Below are 26594 nucleotides of genomic sequence, written 5' to 3'. Positions count from 1 at the left end.
CTCATCCCTCCGTCGTCAGGCCGGGCGTCGACAGGATCACATCCTTGACTGCCTCGTAGTAGCGGACGTAGCCGGTGCAACGGCACAGGTGCGTGTCCAGCGCGGTGGTGATTTCCGCTTCGAGTCGGCTCTTCTTGACGGGCTGGCGCTTGAGGCGCTCCATGAGCACGGTCGCACCGTTGACGAAGCCCGGCGTGCAGTAGCCGCACTGGAAGCTGTAGTGCTCCAGGAACTTCTGCTGCACAGGCGACAGCATGACGATCTCGCCCTTTTCGTTGCGCTGCGCATGGCCTTCGACGGTTCGGACCTGCTTGCCTTCGAAGTAATGTGCGCCCGTGATGCAGGTACGCGTTTCCTCGCTCACGCCACCGGGCTTGTCGACGATGACGACGCAGGCCCGGCACACGCCGATGCCGCAGCCCATGCGCGAGCCGGTGAGGCCTGCGTACTCGTGGAGAAAGTCGATCATCATCAAACCGTCCGGCACGTCCATCGGACCGACTTCCTTGCCGTTGATCGTGAGCTTGAGCGGTTTGACCGCCGGCATTGTGCTCATTTCAGCACCCCCCTGATTTTCTCCGCCGTGACAGGCAGTTCCGTGAATCGATGTCCGATGGCGTGTGCCACTGCGTTGACGATGGCCGGCACGATCGAAATCATGACCACCTCGCCCATGCCCTTGGGTGGATCGGTGTCCGACAGCGCCGGCAGTACCTCACCCGTCTGCTTCCAGACCGCCACGTCCGATGCGCGCGGCAAGGTGTAGCGGTTGAAGTTCCAGGTGCCGTTGCCGGGCCCGTCTTCGTAGAGCGGCATGTATTCGTGCAGCGCGTGGCCGATGCCCATGGCCACGCCGCCCTGGATCTGGCCGGAGACCAGTTGCGGAACGATCTGGTTGCCGCACTCCAGCACCGAGTCGTGGGACAGCAGTTCGACCTTGCCGGTGCCCGTGTCGATGGCGACTTCAGCCAGCGTCGCGATGGCGGCGTAATAGGTCACGCCCGCGTTGTTGCGCTGGATCGGCGGGTAGTTCACCTTCTTGCGCGTGATGAACTGGTAGCCGCCGGCGGTCGCGCCATTCTTGCGCTTGGCTTCGGGCGCCTTGTCGCCGTAGCGAACGGCCAGGCCGTCCATGGGGCGGCGCTGGTTCTCGCCATCGACTTCGAAGTCGGCCTCGGCCCATTGCCAGCGATTGAACACATGGCCGACCACGCCGGTCACCAGGCCCATCTCGTGCGCCTTGGCACCCAGGCGAGCGAGCGTCAGCGGCTCCATGCCGACGCAGGTGAGCTTGCCGTTGTTCCAGCGTGCGGCGTCGCGACGCACGACAAAAGGTGCCGCTTGTCCACCGCCGATGCCCGCGCTCCAGATCGCCACTGCCGCCGGCCACAGGCCATGCTCGAACAGCACTCGCGCCGTTTCGTAGCTGCCGTGCGAGAAGTAGAACGCCGAGTTGCTGGCGCTGGAAGGCGAACAGTAATTGGGCGTCCAGCGCGGGTCCGAAATCGCCTTGTCCTGATGGGACTGTGGCGACATGTAAGGGTCGCCGCTGGTGACCATCGGCAATTCGGACCATTGGGTCACCGACGTTTCAATGACATCGGCCGGGCGGCCGAGCCAATGCTTGACCATGACCGCTTGCGACGTGCTCATGCCCGTGCCCATCTCGGCGCCGCTGTGCCACATCAGGATGCGACCGTCCGGCGTGACTTCGAGCTTGACGAAGTTCGACTCGGCGCCCGTGCCGTAGTCCTTCTGCGTGCAGCCAAAGCCGACGCCGTAGCGCTTGCCGGGGTTCTTGGCCTCGTACTCGGTCTTCTTCTTGGCGCGCCCGGTCCACGTGGGGTGCTTTTGCAGCTTGAGCATGACCTCGTCGGCGCGGATTGCACCGCCGGGCACGGCCCCCTGGCTGTTCTTCATGCCCGACTTGATGACGTTCTTGAGCCGGAACTCGACCGGATCGAGGCCGAGCTTTTCGGCCACTTCGTCGATCAGCATCTCGGTCGCGCCCATGGCCTGCAAGGCACCATAGCCGCGGGCCGAACCGCAATCGACCGCACGCGACGCAATGCTGACGGCCGCAAAGTCGCTCTTGGGCAGGTAGTAGATGGTCTGCGCCGAAGTGGCGGACACCAGCGTGACCGAAGGCGTGAAGTTCACCCGCCCACCGCCGTCGAGCACGAAGTCGCCGGTCATCGCCTTGATCATTCCGGACTTGCGGTCGACCGCAATCCTGTACTTCATCCGGATGCTGTGGCGCTTGATCGAAGTCTGGAACTGTTCGAAGCGGTCATTGGCCAATCGCACCGGCACACCACCCGCATAAAACGCAGCCATCGCGCCGTAGTAGGGGAAGTTGTAGTGGTCCTTCGAGCCATAGCCCACCGTGTAGCACGGGTGCAGGAAGAGCTTCTTCACGGTGAAGTTGCACTTCGAAAGCATCTCCGTCATGGACTCCATGACTTCGATCGGGCCTTGCGTGGGCACCACCATGTGCAGGGTTTGGTTTCCGGCGTCGTACCAGCCGTTGGCGTTGTCGGGTTCGAGCGCGGCGGTGTCGATGGATTGCGAGAAGTATTCGCGATCGAGCACCAGCAGGTCGTCGCCGCCCTTGCCGATTTCGTCAGCGATGGCCTTTGCATGGGCCATGCCGGTCTCGTTGAGCTTGCCGCCCATGACCGCGTCGGGCCACACGGGCTTTGTCTTGTTGAAGGACGCGGGGAAGAGCACCGTGTCTTTCAGCGGCGAGAACTTGTCTTCGGAGCCGGGTGTGTCGCCGCTCACGCGAACGTAGCGAAAGCCGGCATAGGGCGCGCGCTCGAGCGGACCGGTGACGTTGCCGCCGCGCACCACGTCCTTCAGGCCGCGCAGCCTTTCCTTGGCGTAGCGAAAGCGCGCGAAGTCGTGATAGATGAGCAGTGCCACGGCGTGGCCCAGATAGGCCGGCGTCTTGCCGGTGGGCAACAGCATGTCTTCGCCATAGAAGGCCGGAAAGGCGACGCGGTCGCGTGCCAGGTCTTCGGCGGTGACCAGTCGGTCCGGCTTGAGGTCTTCACCCAGGGCGGCGAGATCGACGCCGGTGAAGATGCGGTCCGCAAAGGCCGCGCGCAGCAAGAGCGCGTGGGATTGCTTCTGCGGCCAATGCGGCAAGTCCCTTGACCGGATGTCGCAGGCGAAGATTTTCTCGCCAGCAACCTTGGCCGTTCCGTCAATGCGGAACTTGACCGATCCGTCAACGCCGTTCCAGGCAATTGGCGTGAGGAGTTTGTCCTCGAACAGTGCCGCGTAGGCGGGACTGAATAGCGGAGCCAGCCAAACGGAGATGCCTGTGGCACCGCCCAGTTTGAGCAACCCGCGCCGAGTGACGTCAGCGCTTTGTTTCATCGATACCCTCTCCTTCTTTTAGCCAGCAGGGGCTGGCGACAGACCGAAGCAGCAGCGGCGCTGCCATGGGTACTGGGGACCCATTCATTTCGGTCGCTGCGAGTGTCGCTGCCGCGTCGAAAAGAAGCAAAGAAAATTCGAGCAGGTGTGCTTGTTCACCAATTTGTCTTAAATGGTGATTTGCGGTCACAGTCGTAGCACTTCTATCAACACGCCTGTCGCGCGAATCAGGACACACCAAGACGCAATGCATGCCCAATCCCATCAAGTTCTTGCCTGTTTCTGCGAAGTGCGTGGCGCGCGCACCGACAACGGCTTACCCTGATGAACATGCTTCCTCAAAGAACCATCAGTACCGATCTGCCGGGCGCGGATGCCGCCACGCAGATCCTCTTGAGGCGCGCAGAGATCGGCGCCTGCATCGAGCGGCTGACCTCAGGCAACGGCGTGCATGCGACGGCCATTCCGCGCCTGAAGCTCATTCGCGCCACATCGTCGAGCGAGTTGCAGCACTCGCTGCACGAACCGGCTTTCTGCATGCCCGTGCAGGGCCGCAAGCGAGTGCTGCTGGCCGACGAAGTGACGATCTACGACGCGGACGACTACCTCGTCATTTCGCAAGACGTTCCGATCTCCAGCCAGGTCATCGATGCAACGGACCAGGCGCCCTACCTGTGCGTGCGACTGGGCTTCTCGCCCGGCGAAGTCGCGGCGCTGATGCACGACATCGGCCAGGCGCCTGCCGCCGAGCGGGTACCGTGCACGCGTGCGATCTATACGGCTCCCACCAACCTCGTGTTGGTCGACGCTGTCTTGCGGCTTGTGCGATTGCTCGACGCGCCCAGGGACGTCGCGGCCCTCGCACCGCTGGTGATCCGCGAGATCCTCTATCGACTCCTGAGCGGCGAAGAAGGGTGGCGGCTTGCGCAGATCGGCATGCCCGATGGCCAGGGGCCGCGCATCTCCGAGGCGATCTCGTGGCTGCGTGCGCACTACCGTGAGCCCCTGAAGGTCGAAGCGCTGGCGGACAACGTCCATATGAGTGCGTCATCGCTGCACCGGCATTTCAAGGCTGTGACGGCGATGAGTCCGCTGCAGTATCAAAAGCACCTTCGGCTTCAGGAGGCGCGCCGCTTGATGCTGGTCGAAGGTGCGGACGCGACCAGTGCCGGCTACCACGTCGGCTACGAAAGCGCGTCGCAGTTCTCGCGTGAATACGCACGCATGTTCGGTGCACCACCGGCGCGTGACATGCGGCGCATGCGGCAGGACTCGCTGAACACGTAGAGGATCAGGCAAGAAGCGGCGCGGATCGGGCTACCGGGCGGTGGCGACGAAGCCGGACACTGGTGTTCACGGCACAACAGCCAGTTGACGTCGTCTCCATCTCTCTTCCAAGGATCCAACATGCGTCAAAAGAAATTCGGCCGCACCGGCCTCTTCGTTTCTGAACTCTGCCTCGGCACCATGACCTTCGGCGGCGAAGGCGAACTGTGGAGCAAGATCGGCACGCTGCAGCAAGGCGATGCGGAAGGCCTCATCGGCCGATCGCTCGATGCTGGCATCAATTTCATCGACACGGCCGATGTCTATTCCGAAGGCCGCTCGGAAATCATCACCGGGCAGGCGCTGAAGAATCTCAAGGTGCCGCGCGACAGCGTGGTCGTCGCGACCAAGGTCTTCGGCGACACCGGCAAGGGCGCCAATGCACGCGGTGCATCGCGGGCGCACATCATGGACGGCGTGAAGGCGAGCCTGAAGCGCATGCAGCTCGACCACATCGACCTCTACCAGATCCATGGCTTCGACCCGGCAACGCCCATCGAGGAAACGGTGCGCGCACTGGACAATCTCGTGCAGCAGGGCCATGTGCGCTACGTCGGCGTTTCCAACTGGGCCGCGTGGCAGATCATGAAAGCCCTCGGCATCTCCGAACGCCTGGGCCTGGCGCGCTTCGAATCGCTGCAGGCCTACTACACGATCGCCGGGCGCGACCTCGAGCGCGAACTGGTGCCGATGATGCAAAGCGAAGGCGTGGGCCTGATGGTGTGGAGTCCGCTCGCGGGCGGCCTGCTCAGCGGCAAGTATGGCCGTGACGTCAAGGCCGAGGCGGGCAACCGGCGTGCAGCCTTCGACTTTCCGCCGGTCAACGTCGAGCGGGCCTACGACAGCATCGACGTCATGCGCGGTATCGCGGAAGCCAAGGGTGTGTCGGTGGCGCAGATCGCGCTGGCGTGGCTGCTGCACCAACCGGTGGTGACGAGCGTGATCATCGGCGCGAAGCGACCCGAGCAGCTCGACGACAACCTCGCGGCCACGAAGATCGACCTCTCGGCCGATGAACTCGCCACGCTCGACAAGGTGAGCGCCCTGCCGCCGGAATATCCGGGCTGGATGCTCGAGCGACAAGGCGGCCTGCGGCGCGGGCAACTGGCGCAGGCCCGCACCGCCTGATCGACTTTTGCGATCAGTTCAGCGCGCGTACACCGCGCGCTCGAACTCCGCATACAGGTTGGCGAAGGGTGCCTCCAGGAAGGGCAAGGTCTGCGTCATGATGAGCCCGACGATGTCGCGGTGCGGATCGAACCAGTAGTGCGTGTTGAGCACGCCCGCCCAACCCAGCGCGCCGGCCGAGCGCATCTGCGGCACGTCTTCCTCCACGCGCATGAAGCCGAGACTGTGCGTCACGGGCGTGCCGGGGAACAACTCGAGATCCGGGCTCACTGCCGGCGCGGCCGTGAGCAACTTGCCGAGGCGAATCGCGCCGATGCTGTTGGCAAAGAGCTTCTCTTCGGCCTTCTCGCTCAGGATGCGCTTGCCATCGAGCGTGCCCTTGTTCAGGTGCATGCGCAGGAAGCGCATGTAGTCGGCGGCCGTCGAGTAGAGACAGTGGCCCATGCCGTAGACCTCGGGATGCGGCGGCGGCGCAAGTTCGAAGGGCGCGAACTTGCCATCCTCGCCGCGCGCGCTCACCGAGCCCAGCCGTGCCGCCAGCGCGCCTTCGCATTCGAAGGCCGTGTCCTTCATGCGCAGCGGGTCGAGGATTTCTTCCTGCACGAACTTGTCGATGCGGCGGCCGTCGATGGCCTCGACCGCCTGGCCGAGCCAATCGATGCCGATCCCATATTCCCATCGCGTTCCGGGGTCCACCACCAGCGGATAGAACAGCGAACTCTTCAATCCGGACAGGATCGACGGATGGCCGGTCGCGCCCATCCAGCGCGCCACATCGGCGTTCCAGAACTCGTAGGCCAAGCCCGAGGTGTGGGTCGCGAGATGACGCAGCGTCGCCTTGGTTTTGGGCGCACGCATGCGCGGCTTGTCGCCATCGAAGCCATCGAGCACCTGGATCCTGGCGAAGTCCGGAAGAATGGATTCGACCGGTGCGTCGTAGTCGAGCTTGCCGCGGTCGGCCAGGATCAACGCGGCGGTCGAGCCTACGGCCTTGGTCATCGAAAAGATACGAAAGACCGTGTCTTCCGTCATCGGCTTGCCGGGCGCCTTCTCGCCGGCCACGCCGGTCCATGTCACGCCACGGGAATTGCCCAGCATGGCCACGAGGCCCGGCGCAGCGCCGGACGCAACGCCGCTCGCGAGCACGTCGTCAAGTGCACTCATTGTTGTCTCCTGTTATGTGGAGTGGCTGAATGACAAACAGGCCGGGGGCAGCCACCACCCCCGGCCCGTTGTACTACTTCGGGCCCAATCAGTCGACGGTGCTCAGCACGTCGCCGAAGCCGGCCCACTGCGTGCCGGTGAACTTGGCGAGTTGCCCCTGCTTGACCAGGAAATAGTCGGTGGGCGACGAGTTGAGCGACATGCCCGTGAGCAGCAGTGGCAGCTTCAGCGCCTTGATGTTCGCGGCCTGCTTCATGACGTTTTCGCGCGTCAGGTCATTGCCGCACTGCTTGAGGATCTGCACCATCGTCTGGGCCGCGATGTAGCCGTAGAGGTTGGATGCGTCTTTCGGGTCACCCTCCTTGTAGTAGCGGCCCATGAAGGCGCGCCATTCGAGCATGGCCGGGTCATCCTTCCATTGCGGATCGTTCGGGTCCTTGTAGTACTGCAAGGTGAGCAGGCCCACCGACTTGTCCAGCCCCGCCGGCGTGAGCACCGAGCCCACCGACGCACCCACGTTGTTGACGATGTGAAGCGGCTTCCAGCCGGAGTCGAAGGCCTTGCGGATGGCCTGTGCCGAGAACTTGGGCGTGGTGATGTTGATGAAGGTATCGGCGCCGGAGCCTTGCAGCGTGACGATCTGCGAATCGACCGTCGGGTCGGACACCTCGTAGCTCGCCTCCGAGACGATCATCTTCGCGCCCTTTGCGCCCAGCCCGTCCTTCACGCCCTTGAGCAGGTCCTTGCCGTAGTCGTCGTTCTGATAAAGGATCGCGATCTTGGCGTTGGGCTTTTCCTTGAGCAGGTACTTGGCGTAGATCACGCCTTCGGCCTGGTAGCTCAGGTTGAAGCCGATGGTCCACGGAAAGTTCTTCGGGTCCGCCCACTTGGTGGCGCCGGTGGCCAGCAGCAGGTGCGGCACCTTCTTGGTGTTGACGTACTTGTGGATGGCCGAATTGCTGGGCGTTCCCAGCGTCTGGAACAGCGCCAGCACTTCGTCCTGCTCGACCAGCTTGCGCACCTGCTCCACCGCCTTGGGCGGGCTGTAGCCATCGTCCAGGCTGATCAGGTTGATCTTGCGGCCGTTGATGCCGCCTTGCTCGTTGATCATCTTGAAGTACGCCACCTGCAGCTTGCCGATGGTGCCGTAGGCCGAGGCGGGCCCGCTGTAGGGCATGGTCTGGCCGAGCTTGATCTCGGTGTCGGATGCGCCCGGCCCGTACTTCTTCTGCGCCATGGCAGGCGCGCTGGCCAGAACGAGCATGACGGCACCGGCGACGAGCGTCGCACGACGGTCGGGTCTGAATTTCATGATGTCTCCTTCGATGTCATCCAACAAGAAAAATCGGCTTGCCCATGTCGGGCGCACCGGGCCGAGGACTCGAAAAACTCAAGGACCGCGCCGCGCGCGCAGGCGTCCGGCCACCACCCGGACCAGCCCCGCCACGCCGTACGGCATCACATACATGAACACGATGAGGAACACGCCATAGATGGCCCACGGCGCCGCCTTTGAAATCTGGTCCGCCACGTTCGGGATGAACTGGATGAACAGCGCCCCGAAGATCGCGCCCTGGATCGACGCCAGCCCACCGACCACGACGCCCACGATCAGCGTGATCGACAGGAACACCGAGAACGAATCGGGCGCCACGAACTGCACCACGATGGCACCCAGCGCACCCGCGATGCCGGTGTACATGGCCGACACGCCGAAGGTCATCGACTTGACCATGGCCGTGTTGACACCCATGGCACGCGCCGCGATCGGCTGGTCGCGAATGGCCACCATCGCCCGGCCCATGCGACCGCGCAACAAATTCCAGCCGGCGAGGAACAGCACCAGCAAGCATGCGAGCACCACGAAGTAGAGCCACTGGTCTTGCGACAGCCCCGTCCACTCCGGCGCTTCAGGCTTGACGATGACGATGCCCATCGCGCCGCCCGTCCAGTGCTCCAGGTGCTTGTACTTGAGGATCTGGGGCATCGCCACGCCGAGTGCGAACGTCGCCAGCGCCAGGTACAGCCCGTCGAAGCGCAAGGCCGGCAGGCCGAAGAGAAAGCCGGCCACAAGGCAGACCGCGCCAGCGACCGGAATCGTCGCCCAGTAGGGCACGCCGAACTTGTCCATGAGGATCGCTGCCACGTAGGCACCGATCGCATAGAAGGCGCCGTGCCCCAGCGAGATCTGGCCGTTGTAGCCCGTCAGCATGTTCAGGCCCAGCAACGCGATCGCGTAGACCAGCGCCAGCGTGAACTGGAACACGCGGTAGTTGCTCACGACGAAGGGCAGCACGCATGCCGCGGCGATGACGACCAGCAGGACGATCAGTTGCCCGCGGTTCTGCGGGCGGTGAACTGCGGGGGTGCTGACGGCGGCGACGGCGGCGACTGTGGCGGTGTTGTTTTCCATGCGTTCACACCCGAGTGACGTGGACCTTGCCGAAGAGGCCCGAAGGCCGGATCACCAGCACGCCGACGATGAGCACCAGCGCCACCGTCAGCTTCAGTTCGGTGCCGATGAGCGAGCCCACCACGTTCTCCAGCACACCGACGATGAAGCCGCCGAGCACCGCGCCGCCGGGGCTGTCGACGCCGCCCAGCAGCGCCGCCGCAAAGGCGTAGAGCAGGATGCCCGACATCATGTTCGGCTCCAGGAAGACGGTGGGTGCCACCATGATCCCCGCGATGGATCCAATCGCGGCAGCCAGCCCCCAGCCCAACGCCAGCATCCATCCCACCCGGATGCCGACCAGCCGGCTCGACACCGGGTTCTGTGCGGCGGCGCGCATCGCCAGCCCCAGCGGCGTGAAGCGGAAGAACACGAACACCAGAATGAGCACCACCAGCGTCACGCCGATGGACCCCAGTTCATGCGAGGACACGTACTTGTTGCCAAAGAGCGGCGCCGTCGGGAACGGGCTGGGAAAAGGCTTGATCGTGTAGCTGAAGATCCACCCCGCCAGGCTGTTCAGGATCACCAAGAGCCCGATGAACACGATCACCACCGACAGGATGGAGCCCTGCTCCACCGGCTGCACGATGACACGCTCGATGAGCGCGCCGATCACGAAGGCAACGCCCACCGTGATGAAGAAGGCCCCCCAGTACGGCACGCCCGCCTGCATGAGGCTCCACGCGATGTAGGTGGAGAACATCGCGAGTTCGCCCTGCGCGAAGTTCACCAGGTGCGTGGCCTGGTAGATCATCACAAGGGCCAGCGCCACGCTGGCGTAGATGCCGCCGGTGGCCAGACCCGAGAGAACCTGGTGAAGCAGGACGTTCATGCTAGTAGCCCAGGTAGGAACGCCGCACCGCTTCGTCGTTGCGGATGACATCGGCCGCGCCGGAGATGACGACGCGCCCCGTTTCGAGCAGGTAGGCCTGATCGGCCAATTGCAGCGCCAGCGCAGCGTTCTGCTCCACCAGCAGCATGCTCACGCGGTCCTGCCGGTTGATCTCGCGGAAGATCTCGAAGATCTCCTGCACGATGCGCGGCGCCAGACCGAAAGACGGCTCGTCCAGCAGCATCAGGCGCGGACGCAGCATCAGCGCCCGCGACACGGCGAGCATTTGTTGCTCGCCACCGGAGAGCGTGCCGGCCTGCTGCTTGCGCCGTTCGCGCAGGCGCGGAAAGTAGCCGTAGATGCGTTCGAAATCCGCCTCCACCTCGGCCTTGTCGCGCCGCGTGTAGGCGCCCAGGCGCAGGTTCTCGTCGACGCTCAGGTTGACGAAGGTGCCGCGCCCGTCCGGCACGTGCGCCACGCCCAGGCGCACGATGCCTTCGGTGCTCTTGCCGTCGATGCGGACTCCGTTGAAGACGATCTCGCCCTGCGTCTTGACCATGCCGCACACAGCGCGCAGGGTCGTCGTCTTGCCTGCGCCGTTGGCCCCGAGGACGGTCGTGATGCCGCCCTCCTCCACGCCGAAGTCCATGCCGTGCAGCACCTTGATGGCACCGTACTGGGCGTTCAGCGCGCGGGCTTCGAGAATCTTGCCCATCAGGCCGGCCCTCCAAGGTAGGCGCGGATCACTTCTGCATTGGCTTGCACCTGCGCGGGCGTGCCGTCGGCAATGATCTTTCCGAAGTCCAGGGCCACCACCTGGTCCGACACGCGCATGACCAGGTTCATGTGGTGCTCCACCAGCAGCATCGTGAGTTTCAACCGGTCGCGGATCTGGCGCAGCAAGGCCATGAGCGCGCCCACCTCTTCGTGGTTGAGGCCACCCGCGGGCTCGTCGAGCAGCAGCAGCTTGGGTTCGCTCGCCAGCGCCCGCGCCAGCTCCACGCGCTTTTGCGTGCCGAAGGGCAGGTCCATCACGCGCGTGTCGGCGACGCGGCCCAGGTCGAGCAGGTCCACGAGTTGTTCGGCGCGACCTTGCAAGCCCTCTTCTTCGCGCCGCACCCACGGCAGGCGCAAGGCGTTGGAGAAGAAGCCGCTGCGTGTGCGGCAATGGCCGCCGAGCATGATGTTCTGCCGCACGGTCATGGTGCCGAACAGCGCCAGGTTCTGGAAGGTGCGCCCGATGCCCAGCGCCGCGATGCCGTGCGCGGGCGTTTCCACCAGCGAACGGCCCTCGAAAAGGATGTCGCCCTCGCTGAACGAATACAGCCGCGAAAGGCAGTTGAACAGGGTCGTCTTGCCGGCGCCATTGGGCCCGATGAGCCCGACGATGTGGCCGTTCGGAACGCTGAACGACACCTTGTCCAGGGCCGTGATTCCGCCGAAGCGCACGGTGACGCCATCGACGCGGAGCAGGTCAGCACGATTCGAAGGCGAGACGATGTTCGACTCCTTGCACGGTTGACACCCGTCCGGCGCCGGGCGGCATGCCGGAAGGTCGAGCGCTCCCCTGAAACATGAAGATAGCGAGGCGCGCAAGGATTCCGAAGTCGGCTTTACCCTTGCTTGCGGCTCCCTGCAGGCAAGGCGCACCGAAGCTCAGTCGCCTATGTGACAACCATTGCCAGCCTCATGAGGACATGGGCGCGCTTTGCCGACGCATGCTGCGCCAGCTTGAGCATCCATGAAGAAATAAAAGAGGCGACGGGCGCGGCGGCCCGGCGCTTCAGACGCGGGATTCCCGCGCGCCTTCGCCCTCGATCGCAGAGGGACTGCTCTTCGGGTGGCGATACAGGAAGGTGAGTGACGCCACGCAGGTCAACAAAAGACCAGCAGCCAAAATTGCGATCGCGACTTGCATCCGTGCCTCTTGAAATGTCTCAACAATGTTGCACAGGCTAAGCGAACATCCCGGCGCCCTTTCTCAGGGATCACCCGATCCGCGGGGATGTACCGATGCCGTTGCGCAACGGCGCATCAGACCACCTTGACGCTGATGTCGTAGAGCCCGTCGATGTGGCCCGTCATGACATCGCCGGGCACCACCGGCCCGACGTTCTCCGGCGTGCCCGAATAGATGATGTCGCCGGGAAAGAGCTCGTTGGCCTGCGACAGCCTGGAGATCTGCTCGGCCACGTTCCAGATCATCTTGGACAGGTCGCTCGACTGCTTGACCTGCCCGTTGACCTTCAGCCAGATGGCGCCCTTGTCGAAGTGACCCGTGCGGCTGACCGGCTGCAAATGACTCACCACCGCCGAGTGGTCGAAGGACTTGCCGATCTCCCAGGGCTTCTTCTCGTTGGCCATCGCGTTCTGCAGGTCGCGGCGTGTCATGTCCAGGCCGACCGCATAGGCGAACACGCACTCGAGCGCCTTCTCCGGCGGGATGTTGCGCCCGCCCTTGTTCAGCGCCGCGACGAGTTCGACCTCGTAGTGGTAGTTCTTCGTGAGCGGCGGATAGGGGTGGTCGACCGTCGCGCCTTGCGGCACCAGTTGAATGGCATCCGTCGGCTTCTGGAAGAAGAAAGGCGGCTCGCGGTTCGGATCCGATCCGCGCTCGATCGCGTGTGCGGCGTAGTTGCGGCCGATGCAATAAACACGTCTGACCGGGAACACCTGATCACTTCCAACCACCGGAATCGAAGCACCGGCAACCGCGAACATGGGCTTGCCTCCGGCACCGGCGCCGGAGCTCGTGGCGCAGCCAGCCAGCACGCCCGCCGCCATCGCGGTCGAGAGCTGCAGCATGGATCTGCGATTCGTAGCACTCATCGATTTCTCCTGTTCAGGGCCGCACCGCCGATGCGGCACGTGCCCGGCGCGGAGTATCGGCCTCAGTGCAAATGAATGTGTCCGGGAGAAACCCGTCTTGCGGGAACCAGCAAGCGTGAGACGTGACGTTCAGGCCGCGGCAACAGCGCGTACCCTGCGCCGCGTCCGCATGAGCAGCGTGACGGCAATGGTCATGTTCAACAGGTTCCACGCAATCCCGTTGATGAAGGCCGCGTGATAGCTGCCCGTGAGGTCGAACACCTTGCCCGACATCCAGCCGCCCAGCGCCATGCCCAGCAGGGTGAACATCAGCACCGTGCCAACGCGCGCACCGGCCTCGTTGGCCGGAAAGTGCTCGCGCACGATGATGGCGTAAGAAGGCACGATGCCGCCCTGGAACAGGCCGAACAGCGCCGACACCACATACAGCGACACCAGCCCGTCGAAGGGCAAAAACATCAGCAACGCCACGCACTGCAGCGCCGAGCCGAGCAGCAGGGTGCGCAAGCCGCCGATGCGATCGCAGATGGCGCCCGACACGAGCCTGCTCACGATGCCGGCCGCCAGCATCAGCGACAGCATCTGCGCACCGCGCGCCGCGCCATAGCCGAGGTCACCGCAGTACGCGACGATGTGCACCTGCGGCATCGACATCGCGACGCAACAGGCCACGCCCGCCACGCAGAGCATGCCCTGCGCCGTGCCCAGGCTCAGGCCAAAGGGCCGCATGGGGTCCGCCACCGCGGTCGTTGCGTGCAAGGGCGTCGCGGCGGAGGGAGTTGCAGGCACCGTCAGCGGTGGCCGGGCCCGCATGAGCAGCGCCAGGGCGGCCATCGTCACGCCGCAGAAGATGCCCATGCCGATGTAGGTCTGGCGCCAGCCCACCGTCTCGACAAAGTGCTGGACGATGGGCGGCCACACGGCGCCCGCAATGTAGTTGCCGCTCGCGCAGATGGCGACCGCGATGCCGCGGCGCTTGACGAACCACAGCGAGGTGTCCGCCACCAGCGGCGCAAAGGCCGCGGCACTGCCGAAGAGTCCGACGAACACCGCCTGCGCCGCCGTGAAGCCCACGATGCCGCTGGCCATGCCGCACGCGATGTAGCCGACGCCCAGGCTCAGCGCACCGATCAGCAGGGGCCACATCACGCCCACGCGATCGGCCAGCCGCCCCATCAGCACGCCGCCCACGCCGAAACCGATCATCAGCAAGGTGTAGGGCAAGGAGGCATCGGCGCGCGCAATGCCGAAATCGGCCTGCACCGCGGGGAGCACCACGGAGACCACGTACATGCCGCTGCTGCCCACGGTCATGAGCAGGATGGTCACGAGCAGCCGGAAGGCAGCGTAGCGTGAATCGGGCTGGTGGGTGGGGGCTTGGGGCGCAGGCATGGGCTGTCATTGTGCCGACAGCCGGCATTGGGGGTCGCGGAGGGCTACGCGGCCTTCTTCAACTCGAGCACATCCGGACCCATCGTCTCCAGGAGGCTCTTTCGAAGTTGCTTCGACTCTTCCGAGTTCGGCTCCGTGCCGGGGACGCCGACCATCACGACACGCCAGAACTGGTGGCCGGCCTTGACGAGCGTGGCGTGCACGCGGCGCGTGCGGTCATCCGAGACGACACCCTTCATCTGCAGGCCGTGGCAGCCACGCACTTCGACGGGCTCGGCGCTGGCGCGATCCATCTTCAAGTGCGCGGCGGCGAGCCACGTGCGCTCGTACTCTTCCAGCAACATGGAGTCCGCGGCGGTCTCCTGGCTGATGAACGCGACGGTCTTTCCATTGCCCGAGGAAAAGGTGTAGACCGCCTCGCCCCTGTCGCTCTTCTGTTCGCCGGCCTTCCAGCCGGCGGGTATCGTGGCGCGTCGCGCCGTCACCGGATTGGTCCACTCGGACCCGGAACTGATCTTTTTCTCCAGGCCGAACCCATCGGGCTGAAGCACGCTGTTCAACGAGATGAGCCCGATCACCAGCGTGATGGCCGTGACAAGCCCGACCGTACCCATCTCCGGAGCCTTGACGCGGAACTGGTCCCCGTCGTAGCTGGCCGACTGGCCGTTCCTGACCCGGCGGTATTCGTCCAGCATGGTGATGAGGCTCACCAAGGGCAGGCTCAGGGCCATACCGCGCCAATAGAGCGCCAGCGTGCGCTTGAGGTATTGCGTGAAGCCCGGACAGGCACCCGACGCCGTCACGATGCGGATACCAAAGAGAAACTTGCCCGGCGTCGTGCCGAACAGGCCGAAGACGACCGCCTCGGTCAGCAGCGCCAGCGGCACGAGCATGAAGCCCAGCGCGAGGCGCGTCCCTGGATCCGGGCTGCCGACCCAGTCGGCAAAGGAAGGCGCCAGCAGCGCCAAGGCCGCGCCCAACAAGAAGCCGGCTGGAATGCTCAGCAGCGCGACATCCAGCAGCCTGGCGCAGCACCTGCGCCACGGCCCCGCCAGCGGCATCGTGCGCACACGCGCACGCGCTGATTCGCCTGGCAAGGCAGGCGGCGTGGATTCCTGCAGATAGGCCAGTTCGGCCACATCCCAGAGGACAAGCCAGTCTTCATGGCCGCTTCGCCACACCCAGGTATCGAAATCAATGGTGCCGGCCCGCAGCAATTGTTCGAGCTGGGCCGCCGACACGGGCCCCTTGCGCTCATTGGCGAGCGCGTACCACCACACGTACTCCATACATCACTCCCTGACGCTTTTTTATGCCCGTCGTTTCGCGGGTCGTCTTCGAATGTATGGCGCGGCCATGGCGCCAGAGATCACTGGCGCCACACTCATTCACCGCTGGTGTGAAATGTGACTGCTTTTAATCCGGAGAAATTGAAACGCGGTCCTTGAACATCTCGCGCAGGCGCGTCTTCAGGAACTTGCCCACCGAGGTCTTGGGGATCGCATCCACCCATTCAAAGTCGTCCGGCAGCTGGAACTTCGCCAGCTTGGGCCTGAGGAATTCGCGCAGCGCGGGCGCGTCCACCTCGGCGCCCGGGCGCTTCACGAGCACGACCAAGGGCCGCTCGCCCCACTTGGGATGCTGGATGGCCACCACCGCTGCCTCGGCCACCGCGGGATGCCCCATGACGAGGTTCTCCAGCTCCACCGAGCTGATCCACTCGCCCCCCGACTTGATGAGGTCCTTGCTGCGATCGACGATGCGCATGTAGCCCTGCGGGTCGATGGTGGCGACGTCGCCGGTGCGAAGCCATCCATCGGCGCTGAACTTCGACGGGTCGTTGGGCGTCGCGTGATAGGCGCCGCTGATCCACGGGCCGCGCACCTGCACCTCGCCGACCGCCTTGCCGTCCCAAGGCTGCACACCCTGAACCTCGTCGACGATGCGCATTTCCACCAGTGGCGCCGCCACGCCCTGCATGGCGCGGATGGCGTGCTGCTGCTCCTTGGGCAACTCCAGATGGGCGGGCCGCAGGATCGGAAAGCTGCCGATCGGCGAGGTCTCGGTCATGCCCCAGCCCTGGCGGATGTGCATGTCGTACTTCTCGAAATTGGCGATCAGGCTTTGCGGGATGGCCGCGCCGCCGATCAGCATGCGCATGCCTTTGACAAGCTTGCGCTCGCGCGTGGGGTTTTGCAGCGACTGGTAGATCATCATCCAGATGGTCGGCACGCCCAGGGCCATCGTGCACTGGCTTTCTTCCATCAGGTCGAGCAGGTCTTCGCCGCCGAGGTGGGGGCCGGGCAGGATCTGGCTCGCGCCGACCATCATCGCCGAGAAGGGCACGGCCCACGCGTTGGCATGGAACATGGGTGTGACCATGAGCACCCGGTCGCGCGCCGAGAGCGAGAACAGGTCGGGAATGCAGCCGGTGATGGCGTGCAGCACCATCGAGCGGTGCGAGTACACGACGCCCTTGGGCCGCCCGGTGGTGCCGGAGGTGTAGCACATGCCCACGGCTTCGTTTTCGTCCTGCTCGGGGTAGGCGTAGCCGCTGGCATCGACGTCGATCAGGTCTTCGTAGCCTTGCATGCCGTCGGGCAGCGGTGCACCCGCAAAGGGCACGACGACGACGCGGGGCGGCGCATTCCTGAGCAGCAGTCGAACCTTGTCCCAGATGGGCAGAAGCACGTCGTCCACGATCAGCACGCGGTCGCCGGCGTCTTCGATGATGTAGGCGAGATCTTCGGACGACAGCCGCAGGTTGAGCGTGTGCAGCACCGCGCCGGCGGCCGGAATGCCGAAGTAGCACTCCAGGTGCCAGGCGTGGTTCCAGCACAGCGTGCCGACCGCTTCGCCGCGGCCGACGCCGAGCTTGTCGCGAAGGGCCATGGCCAGTTGCCGTGCGCGGCGGTGGATCTGCGCGTAGCTGCGCGTGTAGCTCGACTTGTCGGGAAGCTTGCCCAGCACCTCGCTGTCGCCGAAATAGGTACCCGCGCGCTCGAGGATGAGGTTGGTGCTCAGCGGCACGGACATCATGGTCGTCTTCATGAAGAGTCTCCTTCTCTTTGCCGCCGTCCGGCGACCGGCAGCTGTTTGTTGTTCGTCATTGTGTTGAGCGAAGCGCGTCCGGCGCGGCCAGGGAAAACGTGGTTCCGGGCGCGTGGCGCTCACGCCCAGCTCAATCTGCCGCACGATCATTCATGCTGGCCTGAAGTGAAAAACTCCCATGACTTGGCGATGCGCGCTCCCGCGGACAGGCGGATAAAGGAGTCACCATGCTGGCTCGATCCACCGCCCGCGCCCTGCTGTTCATCGCAGCGGTTCCGACGCTGTCGGATCAACCTGCCCATCCGCAGGAACGCGCCTTCCTGAACAGCGACGAAGTGCGGCAAACCGTCGTCGGCCGGGGCATCATTTCTCGGAATCTGCAAAGCGGCATGGTCTCGCACTGGGAATTCTTCGAGGACGGGCGCGTGGAGTTCGCCAATCGCAGCGGACCGGGGTCGGCCACAGGCACCTGGAGCTTGCGGCCTGATGGCGCCATGTGCGTGAGCATGCTGGCACACACCGGCTGCCGCTACTGGTTCCGCAGCGCCGCCGGCATCGCCAATGCGGACAGCCCAAAGCCCGACGCGCCCACGGTGGCCGAGGTGAAGTTCGAGTAGTCCATTCGTGCGTGGAGCGGGAGAATGTCGATGCGCATTCGACCAAGGAAACCCTCATGCCGGACCCGCAATCCACGGCGCCACCGGAAGCCGCACTGGCCGCCCTGCTGACACGGCGATCGATCTCGCCGCGGCGCCTGCTGCCGCCCGCTCCCGACGCCATGCAGATCGACCTGATGCTGCAAACCGCGTTGCGCGCGCCTGACCATGGCGGCCTGCATCCTTGGCGCGTCGTGCAGTTCGCGGCCGACCAGCGCGAGATGCTGGCCGACCGTTTTGAAGAAGAGAAGTTGCGCCGCGACCCCCTGGCCTCGGATTTCGATCGCCAGCGCGCCCGCGAGCATGCGACGCTGGCGCCGGCGCTGCTGGCCTTTGTGGTCAGTCCGCGTGTTCACGACAAGGTTCCCGTGCGCGAGCAATGGCTGGCAGCCGGCGCGGCGCTGGGCAACCTGCTCAACGCGGCGCATCAACTGGGCTTCGGCGCCATCATGCTGAGCGGCGCGCGCTGCTTCGATGCGACGCTTTGCGCTGAATTGGGTGTTGGGCCGGAAGAATCTCTCGCGGGCTTCGTCAGCATCGGGAGCATCGCGGAAGCAGCGCCGCCGTCGAAGCGCAGCGCTGTGGTGGGCGACGTGTGCGGCCTTTGGTGCCCGAAGAAGTAGCCGATCAAGTCAAGACAAGGGCGCCCGGGTCAAACCCGGCCGCGCTGCGCTCCGCTTTCAACCCGGCAATGCGATCACGACAGCCGATTCATCAACATCGGCTGTCGCATGCTGCTTGACGCGCAGGCCGCTGACAGCGGCGGCGAAACCGATGACGCGCCCGCCTCCCGGCAGCGCCAATGCCACCTCATCGCCCTGCTCGCTGCGCTCGACGCTGTCGACCTGGCCACGCAACTGGTTGCGGGGTGCCGCTGCCGCGCCTCGCGGGGCGCGCGCGATGCGCACAGCCGTCGCCTTGAACAGTGCAATCACGCGCATCTCCGTGCGAAGGCCGAGCAACTCGACGCTCTCCCGCGTGACCCGCGCCGAAATGGTGGCGCCCTCGCCCACCAACAGGCCGACGCGCGACAAGGGTCCGGATGTCTCGACGGCCGCCACCGTGGCGGGAAGTTGATTGCGCATGCTGGTGCGCAGCGCAAAGCTCGCCACATTCAGCTCCGGCGCGGATGCAGACGTGGCGAGCCAGCGCTGATGCACCAGGGCCTTCGCGGCATCGAGTTCCTGTGCCAGCTCCAGCAGTTGCACCCCATGCGGCGTGAGTGACGCGCCGCCACCGCCCGTGCCGCCCACCGCGCGATGGACCAACGGCACCCCCGCGAGGTTGGTCAGCGTGTCGATGGCCTGCCAGGCGGCCTTGTAGCTGACGGACGCATCGCGCGCTGCCTGGGAAATGCTGCCGGTGCGCCCGATGCCGCGCAGGATGTCAATGCGCTTGTCGCTCTGTCCATGTCCAAGTGCGTCAGTGAATCGAGGGCTGTTCATCGCGCAGATTGTGCAATGACGCTGCACTGCACGATGGCCCCACCAATCGTCCTGATGAACCCGATGGGCACCGGGCAGGCACGTAACGCCGTGTTGCTATCATCGCTATTCCCAAATTGAATAGCGACCAAAAGGAACCGGAAATGAAAGTTTCGATGCGACTGCGCAGCGCGGCCCTGGTCGCGACGCTTGCCTTGGGCAGCAGCGTGGCGAGCGCGCAGGAACTCGTGGTGTCCGCCGCCGCGAGCCTGACGAACGCCTTCCAGGCCGTAGGCCAGGCTTTTGAGCAGGCCAAGCCCGGCGCAAAGCTGACCTTCAACTTCGCGGCCTCCGGGCCGCTGCTGGCCCAGATCCAGCAGGGTGCACCCGTCGATGTGTTTGCCTCCGCCGACCAGGAAACGATGAACCGCGCGGCGAGCGCCAACCTGATCGCGGCCACCTCGCGCGCCGACTTCGCGGCCAACACGCTGGTGCTGATCGTGCCGTCGAGCGCGAGCCAGACACCCCGCGAACTGGGGGACTTGAAGGCGGCTTCATACCAGCGCGTCTCCACCGGTACACCTGCCACCGTGCCCGTCGGCCGATACACGATGGAAGCCATCGACAAGGCCGGTCTCACGGCGTCGCTGGCCTCGAAATGGATCTACGGCGAAAGCGTGCGCCAGGTCCTGAACTACGTGGCGCGCGGTGAAGTGGATGCCGGCTTCGTCTATCGCACCGACGCACTGATCGAACGCGACAAGACACGCATCGCGCTGACCGTTCCGACGACGACGCCTGTCACGTACCCCATCGCACAGGTCGCTACCAGCAAGAACGCGCCGCTCGCCAACGAATTCATCGCCTTCGTGCGCAGCGGAGCCGGGCAGGAGATCCTGCAGCGTTTCGGCTTCTCGAAGCCATGACATTGCGTCGCTCGCGTCCTTGCAGGGCCCAGGCGTGCTGACGCCGCTGTGGCTCACGCTGAAAGTCGCTCTGCTCGCCACCTTGATCGCGGGCTTGATCGGCATTGCGCTGGGCTGGTTTCTTTCCAGGCGCGAATTTGCCGGCAAGAGCATCGTCGACGCGATGCTCATGCTGCCCATGGTGCTCCCGCCGACGGTGATCGGCTACTACCTGATCGTGCTCATCGGCCGCAACGGTGTTTTGGGCCAGCATCTCCACAGCTGGTTCGGCATCAACCTCATGTTCACGTGGCAAGGTGCCGTCATCGCGGCGTCGGTGGTGTCCTTGCCGCTGGTCTACAAGGGCGCACGCGCCGCCTTTGAGGAAGTCGATGGGCGCTTCGCCAATGCGGCGCGAACGCTCGGGGCCGGCGAACTCGAAGTCTTCCTCCGCGTCGCGCTGCCGCTGGCGGTGCGCGGCATTGCAGCCGGCTTGATGCTGGCCTTCGCGCGCGCCATGGGCGAGTTCGGCGCGACCCTGATGATCGCCGGCAACCTGCCGGGCAAGACGCAGACCCTGTCGATCGCGGTCTACGAAGCGGTGCAGGCCGGCAACGACGAGCGCGCGCTGTGGCTCACGCTGGTGATCTCCGTCGTCTGCATCGTCGTGCTCGTGGTCTCCGGCCGTTTGCTGCAGGCGAGGCATTGAGGTGAGTTCCTTTCTCGACGTTGCGCTGCAACTCACACTGCGTTCGCCCGACCGCAGCTTCAATCTGGATGTGAGCTTCAGGGCCCAGTCGCATCGCTGCGCGCTGATGGGCCCCTCGGGCTCCGGAAAATCGACCGTACTGCAGGCCATCGCAGGATTGGCGCATTCGGCGCACGGGCATGTGCGCGTCGGCGCTCACACGCTTCTGGACACCGCGCAGGGCATCGACCTGCCCGCCCGTGAGCGCAGGATCGGCGTGGTGTTTCAGGACTACGCGCTCTTCCCGCACATGACGGTGGAGCAGAACCTGCAGTTCGGCGTCAAGCGGCTCGGGCGACGCATGGACGCCGACCAGACCCGGCGCGTGGACGCACTGCTCGAGCAGTTCGACCTCACCAGCCTGCGAGGCGGCCTTCCGCGCAACATGTCGGGCGGGCAACGCCAACGCGTGGCGCTGGCCCGGGCGCTCGCGACGGAGCCACAACTGCTCCTGCTCGACGAACCGCTGTCTGCGCTGGACGCACCTTTGCGAATGCGCCTTCGGCGAGAACTGGCGGAAATGCTGGAGCGCGTGAAGGTGCCCACTCTGCTCGTCACCCACGATCCGCAGGATGTGGAGTCATTGGCGCAAGAGGTGATCCATCTGGAGAATGGTCGCGTCCTTCGTTGAGCATGATGGTGGGTACCGACGAAGCTGCTTCATCCGTGCCGCAGGCACATGCGGAAGGCCGGTTTCGCCGGCGCTTCCTCGGCTGCGGCCGTCATCAGCGCGGCGGCGAAGCACGTCGCGCTGGCCGTGCGCAGCGGCAGGAAGGGCACGTTGTGCCGGGCACACAGCCGCTTGAGATGGTTCACGGAGTCGTGGTCCACGCAATCCACCGGAAATACCACGACATGGGCACCCACGAGTGCGCTGGCCAGAAGGCCCTTGCGGTCTTCCATGCCTCCATCGTGGTGGACGAACTCCCCGCCTGAATCCACGACGAGTTTGCGGATCGCAGGCGTCGAACTCGGCCGGCCGCCCACGTACAGGATCTTGTGGCCACGAATGGCCTGCTGCAGCAACGCGTCCGTCTGCCCGCCGTCGGATGAGGCGAGCCTCTGGAGGTGCGACTCCGCCCCCTGCAATTCCCGCCGCAAGGTGTCGTTGAGCCGCCGCGAGCAGTCGAGTTCCACCTGCAGTTGCTCTTCATTCGACGCGCTGGCGGCCAGCGCCTGCTCGGCCGCCTCGCGCCGTTGCGTCTGCAGCGCGGTCAATTGAATCTGCGCCTGGAGATCCCGCTGCAGCGATTCGGTGTCGGCTGGTTTCTCGACCGGCCGCACCCGCGCCACGGCGCTTTCCGCCTCGAGCAACTCGACGTTGCGCCGCAGGTGCTGGCTCTCGTCAAGCAGTTTTGCCACGTGCTCCTGCAGGCGGTCAGCATGCTCTTGCAGTGCCGCCTTCTCCTGCTCCAGCGCCGCCAGTCGGCGGATGTCCGCGCGATTGGCGGCGCCCACCAGGTGCGACAGCATGTGAACATCGCCGAACGCGCGTTGCCGCAGTTCGGCCGTGACGTGGCGATGGGACATCAGCGCCCAGTAGGCGCCGGGAATCTCGCCGCCCCGAAGTGATTGCAGCCAGAGCGCCGTGAGTGCATTCGCGTCCTTCGCCTTCGAATAGACGCGGATGACGGCCTCGTGGCGCTTGTCGAGCGCCTTGGTCAAGGCCTTGCCGCCCAAGGTGCTCGAGGCAATGGAAACGCCCTCGTGATGGACCTCGACATCCGAGGCGTGCGCGACATCGATGTCGCCGTACTTCCCGACGATCTTTCGAAGCTCCGCCGTGCTCAGGCAGGTGCCGATGATGGAGCAATGAACGTGCGGGTTCAGCTGCTGCAGCCGCGCGCGACCCTTGTTCCCGAAATCGGTATCCTCCACATCGTCTTCGCAGCAACTGACGAGTCGGTACGCGCTGGAGACAGGACCGCTTCCAAAGCCGGAGGTACGCGAGAGGTTGAGATTGAAGGATGCAGACATGAATCGGGCGCCTCATGCAGATCACGAAGGAATCGACGCGGGGCCTGACCGGCCGCCGGCATCGATATATTTTTGTGGATATTACGACAAGCTTGCCGGATCCGCATACAGCCTAGCATCTGAGGCTCATACCTTGTCGAGCGCTTCCAACTGCTTGCACTCCTCGCCGGTGAAAAGCCGCGACCGCGTCAGGAGGCGCAGGCCCACCGGCCCCTCGAGAGAGAACATCCCGCCGCGTCCACCGCGCCTCGCTACTTCAAGGCAGGCCCGTCCGCTGAACAGTCCACCGCGCTGGCCTGCGGACGGAGCGAGCCATCGCAGCGCGCTCAAGGATGCCGATGGCAGCGTGGCGTTTGCCGCGAGCGGCTCGGCCTGCATCGCAGCACCGTCTATCGCTACATCAAGAGGCTTTCCCTCTGGATCGGCATGGCAAGCTCGGGGTAACCTGCAGAAAACGCACCCCACGAACCATGCCGACCGCACCTTCACCTTCAAAAAAGAAGCCATCCACCATCAAGCCCGTCGTCCGTTTCCGCATGCGGATCACCGCGGGCGACACCATCGCCATCGGTCCCGGCAAGATCCGCCTGCTCGAAGCGATCCTGGAAACCGGCTCGCTCACGGCTGCGGCCAAGAGCATCGACATGTCCTATCGCCGGGCGTGGGTGCTGATCAACGAACTCAATGGCGCGCTCAAGAAGCCGGCGGTGGCCTCCGCCAAGGGCGGCGAGCATGGTGGCGGCAGCGAAGTGACCGACGTCGGTCGCCGTCTGATCGAGCACTACCGCAACATCGAGAGCACGGCAGCGGCCGCCTGCAAGGCGGAGATCCGATCGATGACCAATCTGCTTGCAACGATTGACAGTTGACCTTGGGTGTCGCGCGCCACGCCGAGCGCGCAGGCCGCCTCAACCCACCGGCGTGGTGCTGGGCGTGAAGGTCATGGCCACGCCGTTCATGCAATAGCGCAGCCCGGTGGGCTTGGGTCCATCGTTGAACACGTGGCCCAAGTGGCCACCGCAGCCTCGGCACAGGACTTCGTCGCGCACCATGCCGAAGCTGCTGTCCCGGCGGGTTTCGACCGCGTTGTCCAGCGGCTTCCAGAAACTGGGCCAGCCGGTGCGGCTGTCGAACTTGGTGGCGGAAGAAAACAGGCGCATGCGGCAGCCCGCGCACGAGAACACGCCGGGGCGGTGCTCGTCGTTCAGCGAACTTGAAAAAGGAAGCTCGGTGTCGCCCTTGCGCAGCACGGCGAACTGCTTGGGCGTCAGGCGCTTTTTCCATTCGTCTTCGGAGTACGACACCTCGTAGTCCTTGCCAGCACCGGCGGCGCCCGCCGGCAGCATCCACCCTGGCAGCGAGGCAAGCGCCAGCGTGCTCACAAAAAGTCTTCGGGCATGCATGGGGCGGCCTCCTTGTGCGACGATGTTTGATCCAACAGAACCACCATCTTGCCTTCAAAAAAAGGAATCAGCATGACGGCCGCAGCGGGCGAACAAGCAACTATTTCCCCATCGTCGATTCTGGTCAAGGCCCTCGCGTGGCACGACGCGGGCGCGGGCGTCGCGCTTGCCACTGTCGTCAGCGCCTGGTCGACGGCACCCCGGCGCGCCGGCACGCAGATGGCAGTGCACGAGGACGGCACGCGCATGGGCACCCTCTTCGGGGAAAGCGTCGATTCGCTCATCGCAACGGCGGCGCGCGAGGTTCTTGCCAGTGGCACGGACAAGACGGTCGATCTGGCCGTCGATGACGCCACCGCATCCACCGCGGGCATGGCCTGTGGCGGCTCCATGTCGGTCCGGCTGGAGCATGTCACGGGCGGCGACGGCGGGCAGGCCGGTGTGTTGCGCCAGACAGTGGGCGCCTTGCAGCGAGGGCAAAGCGTGGTCCTGTGCACGCGCCTGTCCGACGGCCGGCGTGAACTCATCGCGACAGACGACCCCGCGCCCGGCATATGGACAGCCGAAGCACAAAAGCGCGCACGCATGGACGACACGGCGGTCGTCACGGTGAATGGCGACGACGTTCTGTTCCAGGTCTTCAATGCGCCGCTCCGGCTGTACGTGGTGGGCGCGGTTCGAACGGCACGCGCTTTGCGCGATGCCGCACAACTGGTCGGCTTTGACGTGACCATCGTCGATCCGCGATCCGACATGGCCGGCGAGCCGCGCTTCGCGGGCGCGAAGGTCGTGGTCGGTGACGTGGCCGTCAGCCTGCGCGATGCGCAGCTGGACAGCCGGAGCGCCGTGGTCATGCTGGCGCATGCGCCCGAAATGGACGACCCGGGCATCGTCGAGGCGCTTCGCAGCCGGAGCTTCTACGTCGGCGCGCTGGGCAGTCGCAAGTCGCACGCGGCGCGTCTGCAGCGGCTCGAAGCGGCCGGCGTGTCGCCTGAAAGCGCCGCAAGGATCCGCGGCCCGGCGGGCTTGGCCATCGGCGCCATCGGCCCGGCCGAGATTGCCGCGTCGATCGTCGCCGAGATGATCGCGACGCTGCGGGGCGCCGCGTGAAACGATCGCGTCAAGCGCGCGTCAGCTCACGCACCACCATGTAGACGCCCAAAGCGGCCAGCCCCACGAAGAAGCAGCGGCGGAACAGCAGCACCGACAAGCGCAGGCGCAACCACTGCCCGCCCGCCATGCCAAGCAGCGCCGGCACCAGCATGCCCACCGATGCGCCGACCAGCGGTGTCGAGTAGCCGTGCTGGCCAGCCAAGGCCAAGCCCAGCGCAAGCGTCGACGTGGTGAACGAAAGCCCCATCGCCTGGATCAACTCGTCGCGCGACAGTTGGATGGCTTGTAGATAGATCACCGCCGGTGTGACGAACACACCCGTGAGCGCCGTCACGCCGCCGGTGAGCGCACCGGCCAGCGGTCCGAGCCACGCTTCATGCCGAGGAGGCAAGTGCAAGGGACGCCCCATCAATCCCCAGCCCGCGTAGCCACACAGCGCCAGGCCCAAGGCCACCGTGGCGCCCGCTCCGGCCGGCGCGCCAAAGCACCACGCGCCGGCCAGCGTGCCCACGACGACGCCGGCCTGCATGCCACCCAGTCGCCGCAGGATGCGCCCGAATCCCGCGAGCGGCCGCAGTTGCCAGAGATTCGTCACCAGCGAAGGCACGATGAGGAGCGCCGCCGCCTGCACCGGCGGCATCCACAGCGCCAGCAATGCCATCGAAAGCGTCGGCAGCCCCAGGCCGATGACGCCCTTGACGAAGCCGGCCATCACAAAGACCAGCGCCACCAGCAGCCACATCACAGCCATCGAATCCGTCATGCCGCGAGTCTGCCGCCGAACGCTCGCGGCAAAAATGCGGATCT

26 protein-coding genes are annotated in these 26594 nt (G+C 65.2%); 9 read left to right on the top strand and 17 right to left on the bottom strand.

Features of this window, described 5'->3' with window-relative positions:
* Position 1: 1 nt before the first annotated feature.
* On the bottom strand, positions 2–556 hold the full coding sequence (locus QTI66_RS17015; protein WP_286561012.1) for a (2Fe-2S)-binding protein: 555 nt from the start codon (positions 554–556) through the stop codon (positions 2–4).
* Positions 553–3384 (bottom strand): xanthine dehydrogenase family protein molybdopterin-binding subunit, encoded by a 2832-nt coding sequence (locus QTI66_RS17010; RefSeq protein ID WP_286561011.1) that lies wholly within the window; start codon positions 3382–3384, stop codon positions 553–555. The genes QTI66_RS17015 and QTI66_RS17010 overlap by 4 nt, the downstream gene beginning before the upstream one ends.
* A 324-nt stretch (positions 3385–3708) precedes the next feature.
* Here QTI66_RS17010 and QTI66_RS17005 point away from each other — a divergent pair, with 324 nt between their 5' ends.
* Together QTI66_RS17005 and QTI66_RS17000 are read left to right on the top strand one after the other, a co-directional pair.
* On the top strand, positions 3709–4671 hold the full coding sequence (locus tag QTI66_RS17005; RefSeq protein WP_286561010.1) for an AraC family transcriptional regulator: 963 nt from the start codon (positions 3709–3711) through the stop codon (positions 4669–4671).
* 120 nt (positions 4672–4791) lie between these two features.
* Entirely contained in the window at positions 4792–5838 is a 1047-nt protein-coding gene (locus tag QTI66_RS17000) for an aldo/keto reductase (RefSeq protein WP_286561009.1), read from the top strand.
* 18 nt (positions 5839–5856) lie between these two features.
* Here QTI66_RS17000 and QTI66_RS16995 read toward each other — a convergent pair whose 3' ends face one another.
* The 11 genes from QTI66_RS16995 to QTI66_RS16945 form a co-directional block, all read right to left on the bottom strand.
* Positions 5857–7002 (bottom strand): serine hydrolase domain-containing protein, encoded by a 1146-nt coding sequence (locus QTI66_RS16995; protein ID WP_286561008.1) that lies wholly within the window; start codon positions 7000–7002, stop codon positions 5857–5859.
* 88 nt (positions 7003–7090) lie between these two features.
* Complete coding sequence (locus QTI66_RS16990) at positions 7091–8314, bottom strand: ABC transporter substrate-binding protein (protein ID WP_286561007.1); 1224 nt, start codon at positions 8312–8314, stop codon at positions 7091–7093.
* 78 nt (positions 8315–8392) lie between these two features.
* Positions 8393–9415: a branched-chain amino acid ABC transporter permease gene (locus tag QTI66_RS16985; protein WP_286561006.1), complete on the bottom strand. Its 1023-nt coding sequence runs from the start codon at positions 9413–9415 to the stop codon at positions 8393–8395.
* Between the two features lie 4 nt (positions 9416–9419).
* Positions 9420–10289 (bottom strand): branched-chain amino acid ABC transporter permease, encoded by an 870-nt coding sequence (locus QTI66_RS16980; protein WP_286561005.1) that lies wholly within the window; start codon positions 10287–10289, stop codon positions 9420–9422.
* Between the two features lies 1 nt (position 10290).
* Positions 10291–11004 (bottom strand): ABC transporter ATP-binding protein, encoded by a 714-nt coding sequence (locus QTI66_RS16975; protein WP_286561004.1) that lies wholly within the window; start codon positions 11002–11004, stop codon positions 10291–10293.
* Complete coding sequence (locus QTI66_RS16970) at positions 11004–11738, bottom strand: ABC transporter ATP-binding protein (protein ID WP_286561003.1); 735 nt, start codon at positions 11736–11738, stop codon at positions 11004–11006. Before QTI66_RS16970 ends, QTI66_RS16975 begins: the two co-directional genes overlap by 1 nt.
* Before the next feature lie 334 nt (positions 11739–12072).
* Complete coding sequence (locus QTI66_RS16965; RefSeq protein WP_286561002.1) at positions 12073–12207, bottom strand: hypothetical protein; 135 nt, start codon at positions 12205–12207, stop codon at positions 12073–12075.
* A gap of 116 nt (positions 12208–12323) precedes the next feature.
* Entirely contained in the window at positions 12324–13118 is a 795-nt protein-coding gene (locus QTI66_RS16960; protein WP_286561000.1) for a fumarylacetoacetate hydrolase family protein, read from the bottom strand.
* Positions 13119–13247: 129 nt separating this feature from the next.
* Complete coding sequence (locus tag QTI66_RS16955) at positions 13248–14510, bottom strand: MFS transporter (RefSeq protein WP_286560999.1); 1263 nt, start codon at positions 14508–14510, stop codon at positions 13248–13250.
* Between the two features lie 44 nt (positions 14511–14554).
* Entirely contained in the window at positions 14555–15799 is a 1245-nt protein-coding gene (locus QTI66_RS16950) for an RDD family protein (protein ID WP_286560998.1), read from the bottom strand.
* Positions 15800–15926: 127 nt separating this feature from the next.
* Positions 15927–17561 (bottom strand): long-chain fatty acid--CoA ligase, encoded by a 1635-nt coding sequence (locus QTI66_RS16945; RefSeq protein WP_286560997.1) that lies wholly within the window; start codon positions 17559–17561, stop codon positions 15927–15929.
* A 227-nt stretch (positions 17562–17788) separates the two neighbouring features.
* Between QTI66_RS16945 and QTI66_RS16940 the strand changes: the two genes are divergently transcribed.
* Together QTI66_RS16940 and QTI66_RS16935 are read left to right on the top strand one after the other, a co-directional pair.
* Positions 17789–18178 carry a hypothetical protein gene (locus QTI66_RS16940; protein WP_286560996.1) on the top strand — a complete coding sequence of 130 codons (390 nt, stop codon included), beginning with the start codon at positions 17789–17791 and terminating at the stop codon, positions 18176–18178.
* 56 nt (positions 18179–18234) lie between these two features.
* Positions 18235–18840, top strand: a complete 606-nt coding sequence (locus QTI66_RS16935; RefSeq protein WP_286560995.1) for a nitroreductase family protein — start codon at positions 18235–18237, stop codon at positions 18838–18840.
* A gap of 57 nt (positions 18841–18897) precedes the next feature.
* Here QTI66_RS16935 and QTI66_RS16930 read toward each other — a convergent pair whose 3' ends face one another.
* Complete coding sequence (locus QTI66_RS16930) at positions 18898–19662, bottom strand: TOBE domain-containing protein (protein WP_286560994.1); 765 nt, start codon at positions 19660–19662, stop codon at positions 18898–18900.
* A 143-nt stretch (positions 19663–19805) separates the two neighbouring features.
* Here QTI66_RS16930 and modA point away from each other — a divergent pair, with 143 nt between their 5' ends.
* From modA to QTI66_RS16915, 3 genes are read left to right on the top strand one after another with little or no spacing between them, the layout of a single operon-like run.
* The gene (gene modA, locus QTI66_RS16925) at positions 19806–20567 is read left to right on the top strand and encodes a molybdate ABC transporter substrate-binding protein (RefSeq protein WP_444815012.1); all 762 of its coding nucleotides are present in this window, start codon (positions 19806–19808) and stop codon (positions 20565–20567) included.
* Between the two features lie 34 nt (positions 20568–20601).
* Entirely contained in the window at positions 20602–21255 is a 654-nt protein-coding gene (gene modB, locus QTI66_RS16920) for a molybdate ABC transporter permease subunit (RefSeq protein ID WP_286560993.1), read from the top strand.
* 1 nt (position 21256) lies between these two features.
* Positions 21257–21925, top strand: coding sequence for a sulfate/molybdate ABC transporter ATP-binding protein (locus QTI66_RS16915; protein WP_286560992.1), 669 nt, complete (start codon positions 21257–21259; stop codon positions 21923–21925).
* Between the two features lie 29 nt (positions 21926–21954).
* Here QTI66_RS16915 and QTI66_RS16910 read toward each other — a convergent pair whose 3' ends face one another.
* Entirely contained in the window at positions 21955–23271 is a 1317-nt protein-coding gene (locus QTI66_RS16910) for a DUF2325 domain-containing protein (protein ID WP_286560991.1), read from the bottom strand.
* A 470-nt stretch (positions 23272–23741) separates the two neighbouring features.
* Here QTI66_RS16910 and QTI66_RS16900 point away from each other — a divergent pair, with 470 nt between their 5' ends.
* On the top strand, positions 23742–24140 hold the full coding sequence (locus QTI66_RS16900) for a winged helix-turn-helix domain-containing protein (protein ID WP_286560990.1): 399 nt from the start codon (positions 23742–23744) through the stop codon (positions 24138–24140).
* A gap of 39 nt (positions 24141–24179) precedes the next feature.
* On the opposite strand, the gene msrB is transcribed toward QTI66_RS16900, so the two are convergent.
* Positions 24180–24674, bottom strand: coding sequence for a peptide-methionine (R)-S-oxide reductase MsrB (msrB, locus tag QTI66_RS16895; protein WP_444815011.1), 495 nt, complete (start codon positions 24672–24674; stop codon positions 24180–24182).
* A 72-nt stretch (positions 24675–24746) separates the two neighbouring features.
* Here msrB and QTI66_RS16890 point away from each other — a divergent pair, with 72 nt between their 5' ends.
* The gene (locus QTI66_RS16890) at positions 24747–25784 is read left to right on the top strand and encodes an XdhC family protein (protein ID WP_286560989.1); all 1038 of its coding nucleotides are present in this window, start codon (positions 24747–24749) and stop codon (positions 25782–25784) included.
* Between the two features lie 10 nt (positions 25785–25794).
* On the opposite strand, the gene QTI66_RS16885 is transcribed toward QTI66_RS16890, so the two are convergent.
* Positions 25795–26550, bottom strand: a complete 756-nt coding sequence (locus QTI66_RS16885) for a sulfite exporter TauE/SafE family protein (protein WP_286560988.1) — start codon at positions 26548–26550, stop codon at positions 25795–25797.
* Positions 26551–26594: the final 44 nt, after the last annotated feature.

Origin of the sequence: Variovorax brevis, from assembly GCF_030317105.1 — a bacterium.
Lineage (GTDB): Bacteria > Pseudomonadota > Gammaproteobacteria > Burkholderiales > Burkholderiaceae_C > Variovorax > Variovorax brevis.
The sequence above is the reverse complement of the archived record's forward strand: the minus strand, read 5'-3'. Positions and strand labels throughout refer to the sequence as shown.

Bases quoted from the DNA above. Each gene is read 5' to 3' on its own strand.
- QTI66_RS17015 (WP_286561012.1), bottom strand. From the start codon at position 556: ATGAGCACAATGCCGGCGGTCAAACCGCTCAAGCTCACGATCAACGGC.
- QTI66_RS17010 (WP_286561011.1), bottom strand. From the start codon at position 3,384: ATGAAACAAAGCGCTGACGTCACTCGGCGCGGGTTGCTCAAACTGGGC.
- QTI66_RS17005 (WP_286561010.1), top strand. From the start codon at position 3,709: ATGAACATGCTTCCTCAAAGAACCATCAGTACCGATCTGCCGGGCGCG.
- QTI66_RS17000 (WP_286561009.1), top strand. From the start codon at position 4,792: ATGCGTCAAAAGAAATTCGGCCGCACCGGCCTCTTCGTTTCTGAACTC.
- QTI66_RS16995 (WP_286561008.1), bottom strand. From the start codon at position 7,002: ATGAGTGCACTTGACGACGTGCTCGCGAGCGGCGTTGCGTCCGGCGCT.
- QTI66_RS16990 (WP_286561007.1), bottom strand. From the start codon at position 8,314: ATGAAATTCAGACCCGACCGTCGTGCGACGCTCGTCGCCGGTGCCGTC.
- QTI66_RS16985 (WP_286561006.1), bottom strand. From the start codon at position 9,415: ATGGAAAACAACACCGCCACAGTCGCCGCCGTCGCCGCCGTCAGCACC.
- QTI66_RS16980 (WP_286561005.1), bottom strand. From the start codon at position 10,289: ATGAACGTCCTGCTTCACCAGGTTCTCTCGGGTCTGGCCACCGGCGGC.
- QTI66_RS16975 (WP_286561004.1), bottom strand. From the start codon at position 11,004: ATGGGCAAGATTCTCGAAGCCCGCGCGCTGAACGCCCAGTACGGTGCC.
- QTI66_RS16965 (WP_286561002.1), bottom strand. From the start codon at position 12,207: ATGCAAGTCGCGATCGCAATTTTGGCTGCTGGTCTTTTGTTGACCTGC.
- QTI66_RS16960 (WP_286561000.1), bottom strand. From the start codon at position 13,118: ATGAGTGCTACGAATCGCAGATCCATGCTGCAGCTCTCGACCGCGATG.
- QTI66_RS16955 (WP_286560999.1), bottom strand. From the start codon at position 14,510: ATGCCTGCGCCCCAAGCCCCCACCCACCAGCCCGATTCACGCTACGCT.
- QTI66_RS16950 (WP_286560998.1), bottom strand. From the start codon at position 15,799: ATGGAGTACGTGTGGTGGTACGCGCTCGCCAATGAGCGCAAGGGGCCC.
- QTI66_RS16945 (WP_286560997.1), bottom strand. From the start codon at position 17,561: ATGAAGACGACCATGATGTCCGTGCCGCTGAGCACCAACCTCATCCTC.
- QTI66_RS16940 (WP_286560996.1), top strand. From the start codon at position 17,789: ATGCTGGCTCGATCCACCGCCCGCGCCCTGCTGTTCATCGCAGCGGTT.
- QTI66_RS16935 (WP_286560995.1), top strand. From the start codon at position 18,235: ATGCCGGACCCGCAATCCACGGCGCCACCGGAAGCCGCACTGGCCGCC.
- QTI66_RS16930 (WP_286560994.1), bottom strand. From the start codon at position 19,662: ATGAACAGCCCTCGATTCACTGACGCACTTGGACATGGACAGAGCGAC.
- modA (WP_444815012.1), top strand. From the start codon at position 19,806: ATGAAAGTTTCGATGCGACTGCGCAGCGCGGCCCTGGTCGCGACGCTT.
- QTI66_RS16910 (WP_286560991.1), bottom strand. From the start codon at position 23,271: ATGTCTGCATCCTTCAATCTCAACCTCTCGCGTACCTCCGGCTTTGGA.
- QTI66_RS16900 (WP_286560990.1), top strand. From the start codon at position 23,742: ATGCCGACCGCACCTTCACCTTCAAAAAAGAAGCCATCCACCATCAAG.
- msrB (WP_444815011.1), bottom strand. From the start codon at position 24,674: ATGCATGCCCGAAGACTTTTTGTGAGCACGCTGGCGCTTGCCTCGCTG.
- QTI66_RS16890 (WP_286560989.1), top strand. From the start codon at position 24,747: ATGACGGCCGCAGCGGGCGAACAAGCAACTATTTCCCCATCGTCGATT.
- QTI66_RS16885 (WP_286560988.1), bottom strand. From the start codon at position 26,550: ATGACGGATTCGATGGCTGTGATGTGGCTGCTGGTGGCGCTGGTCTTT.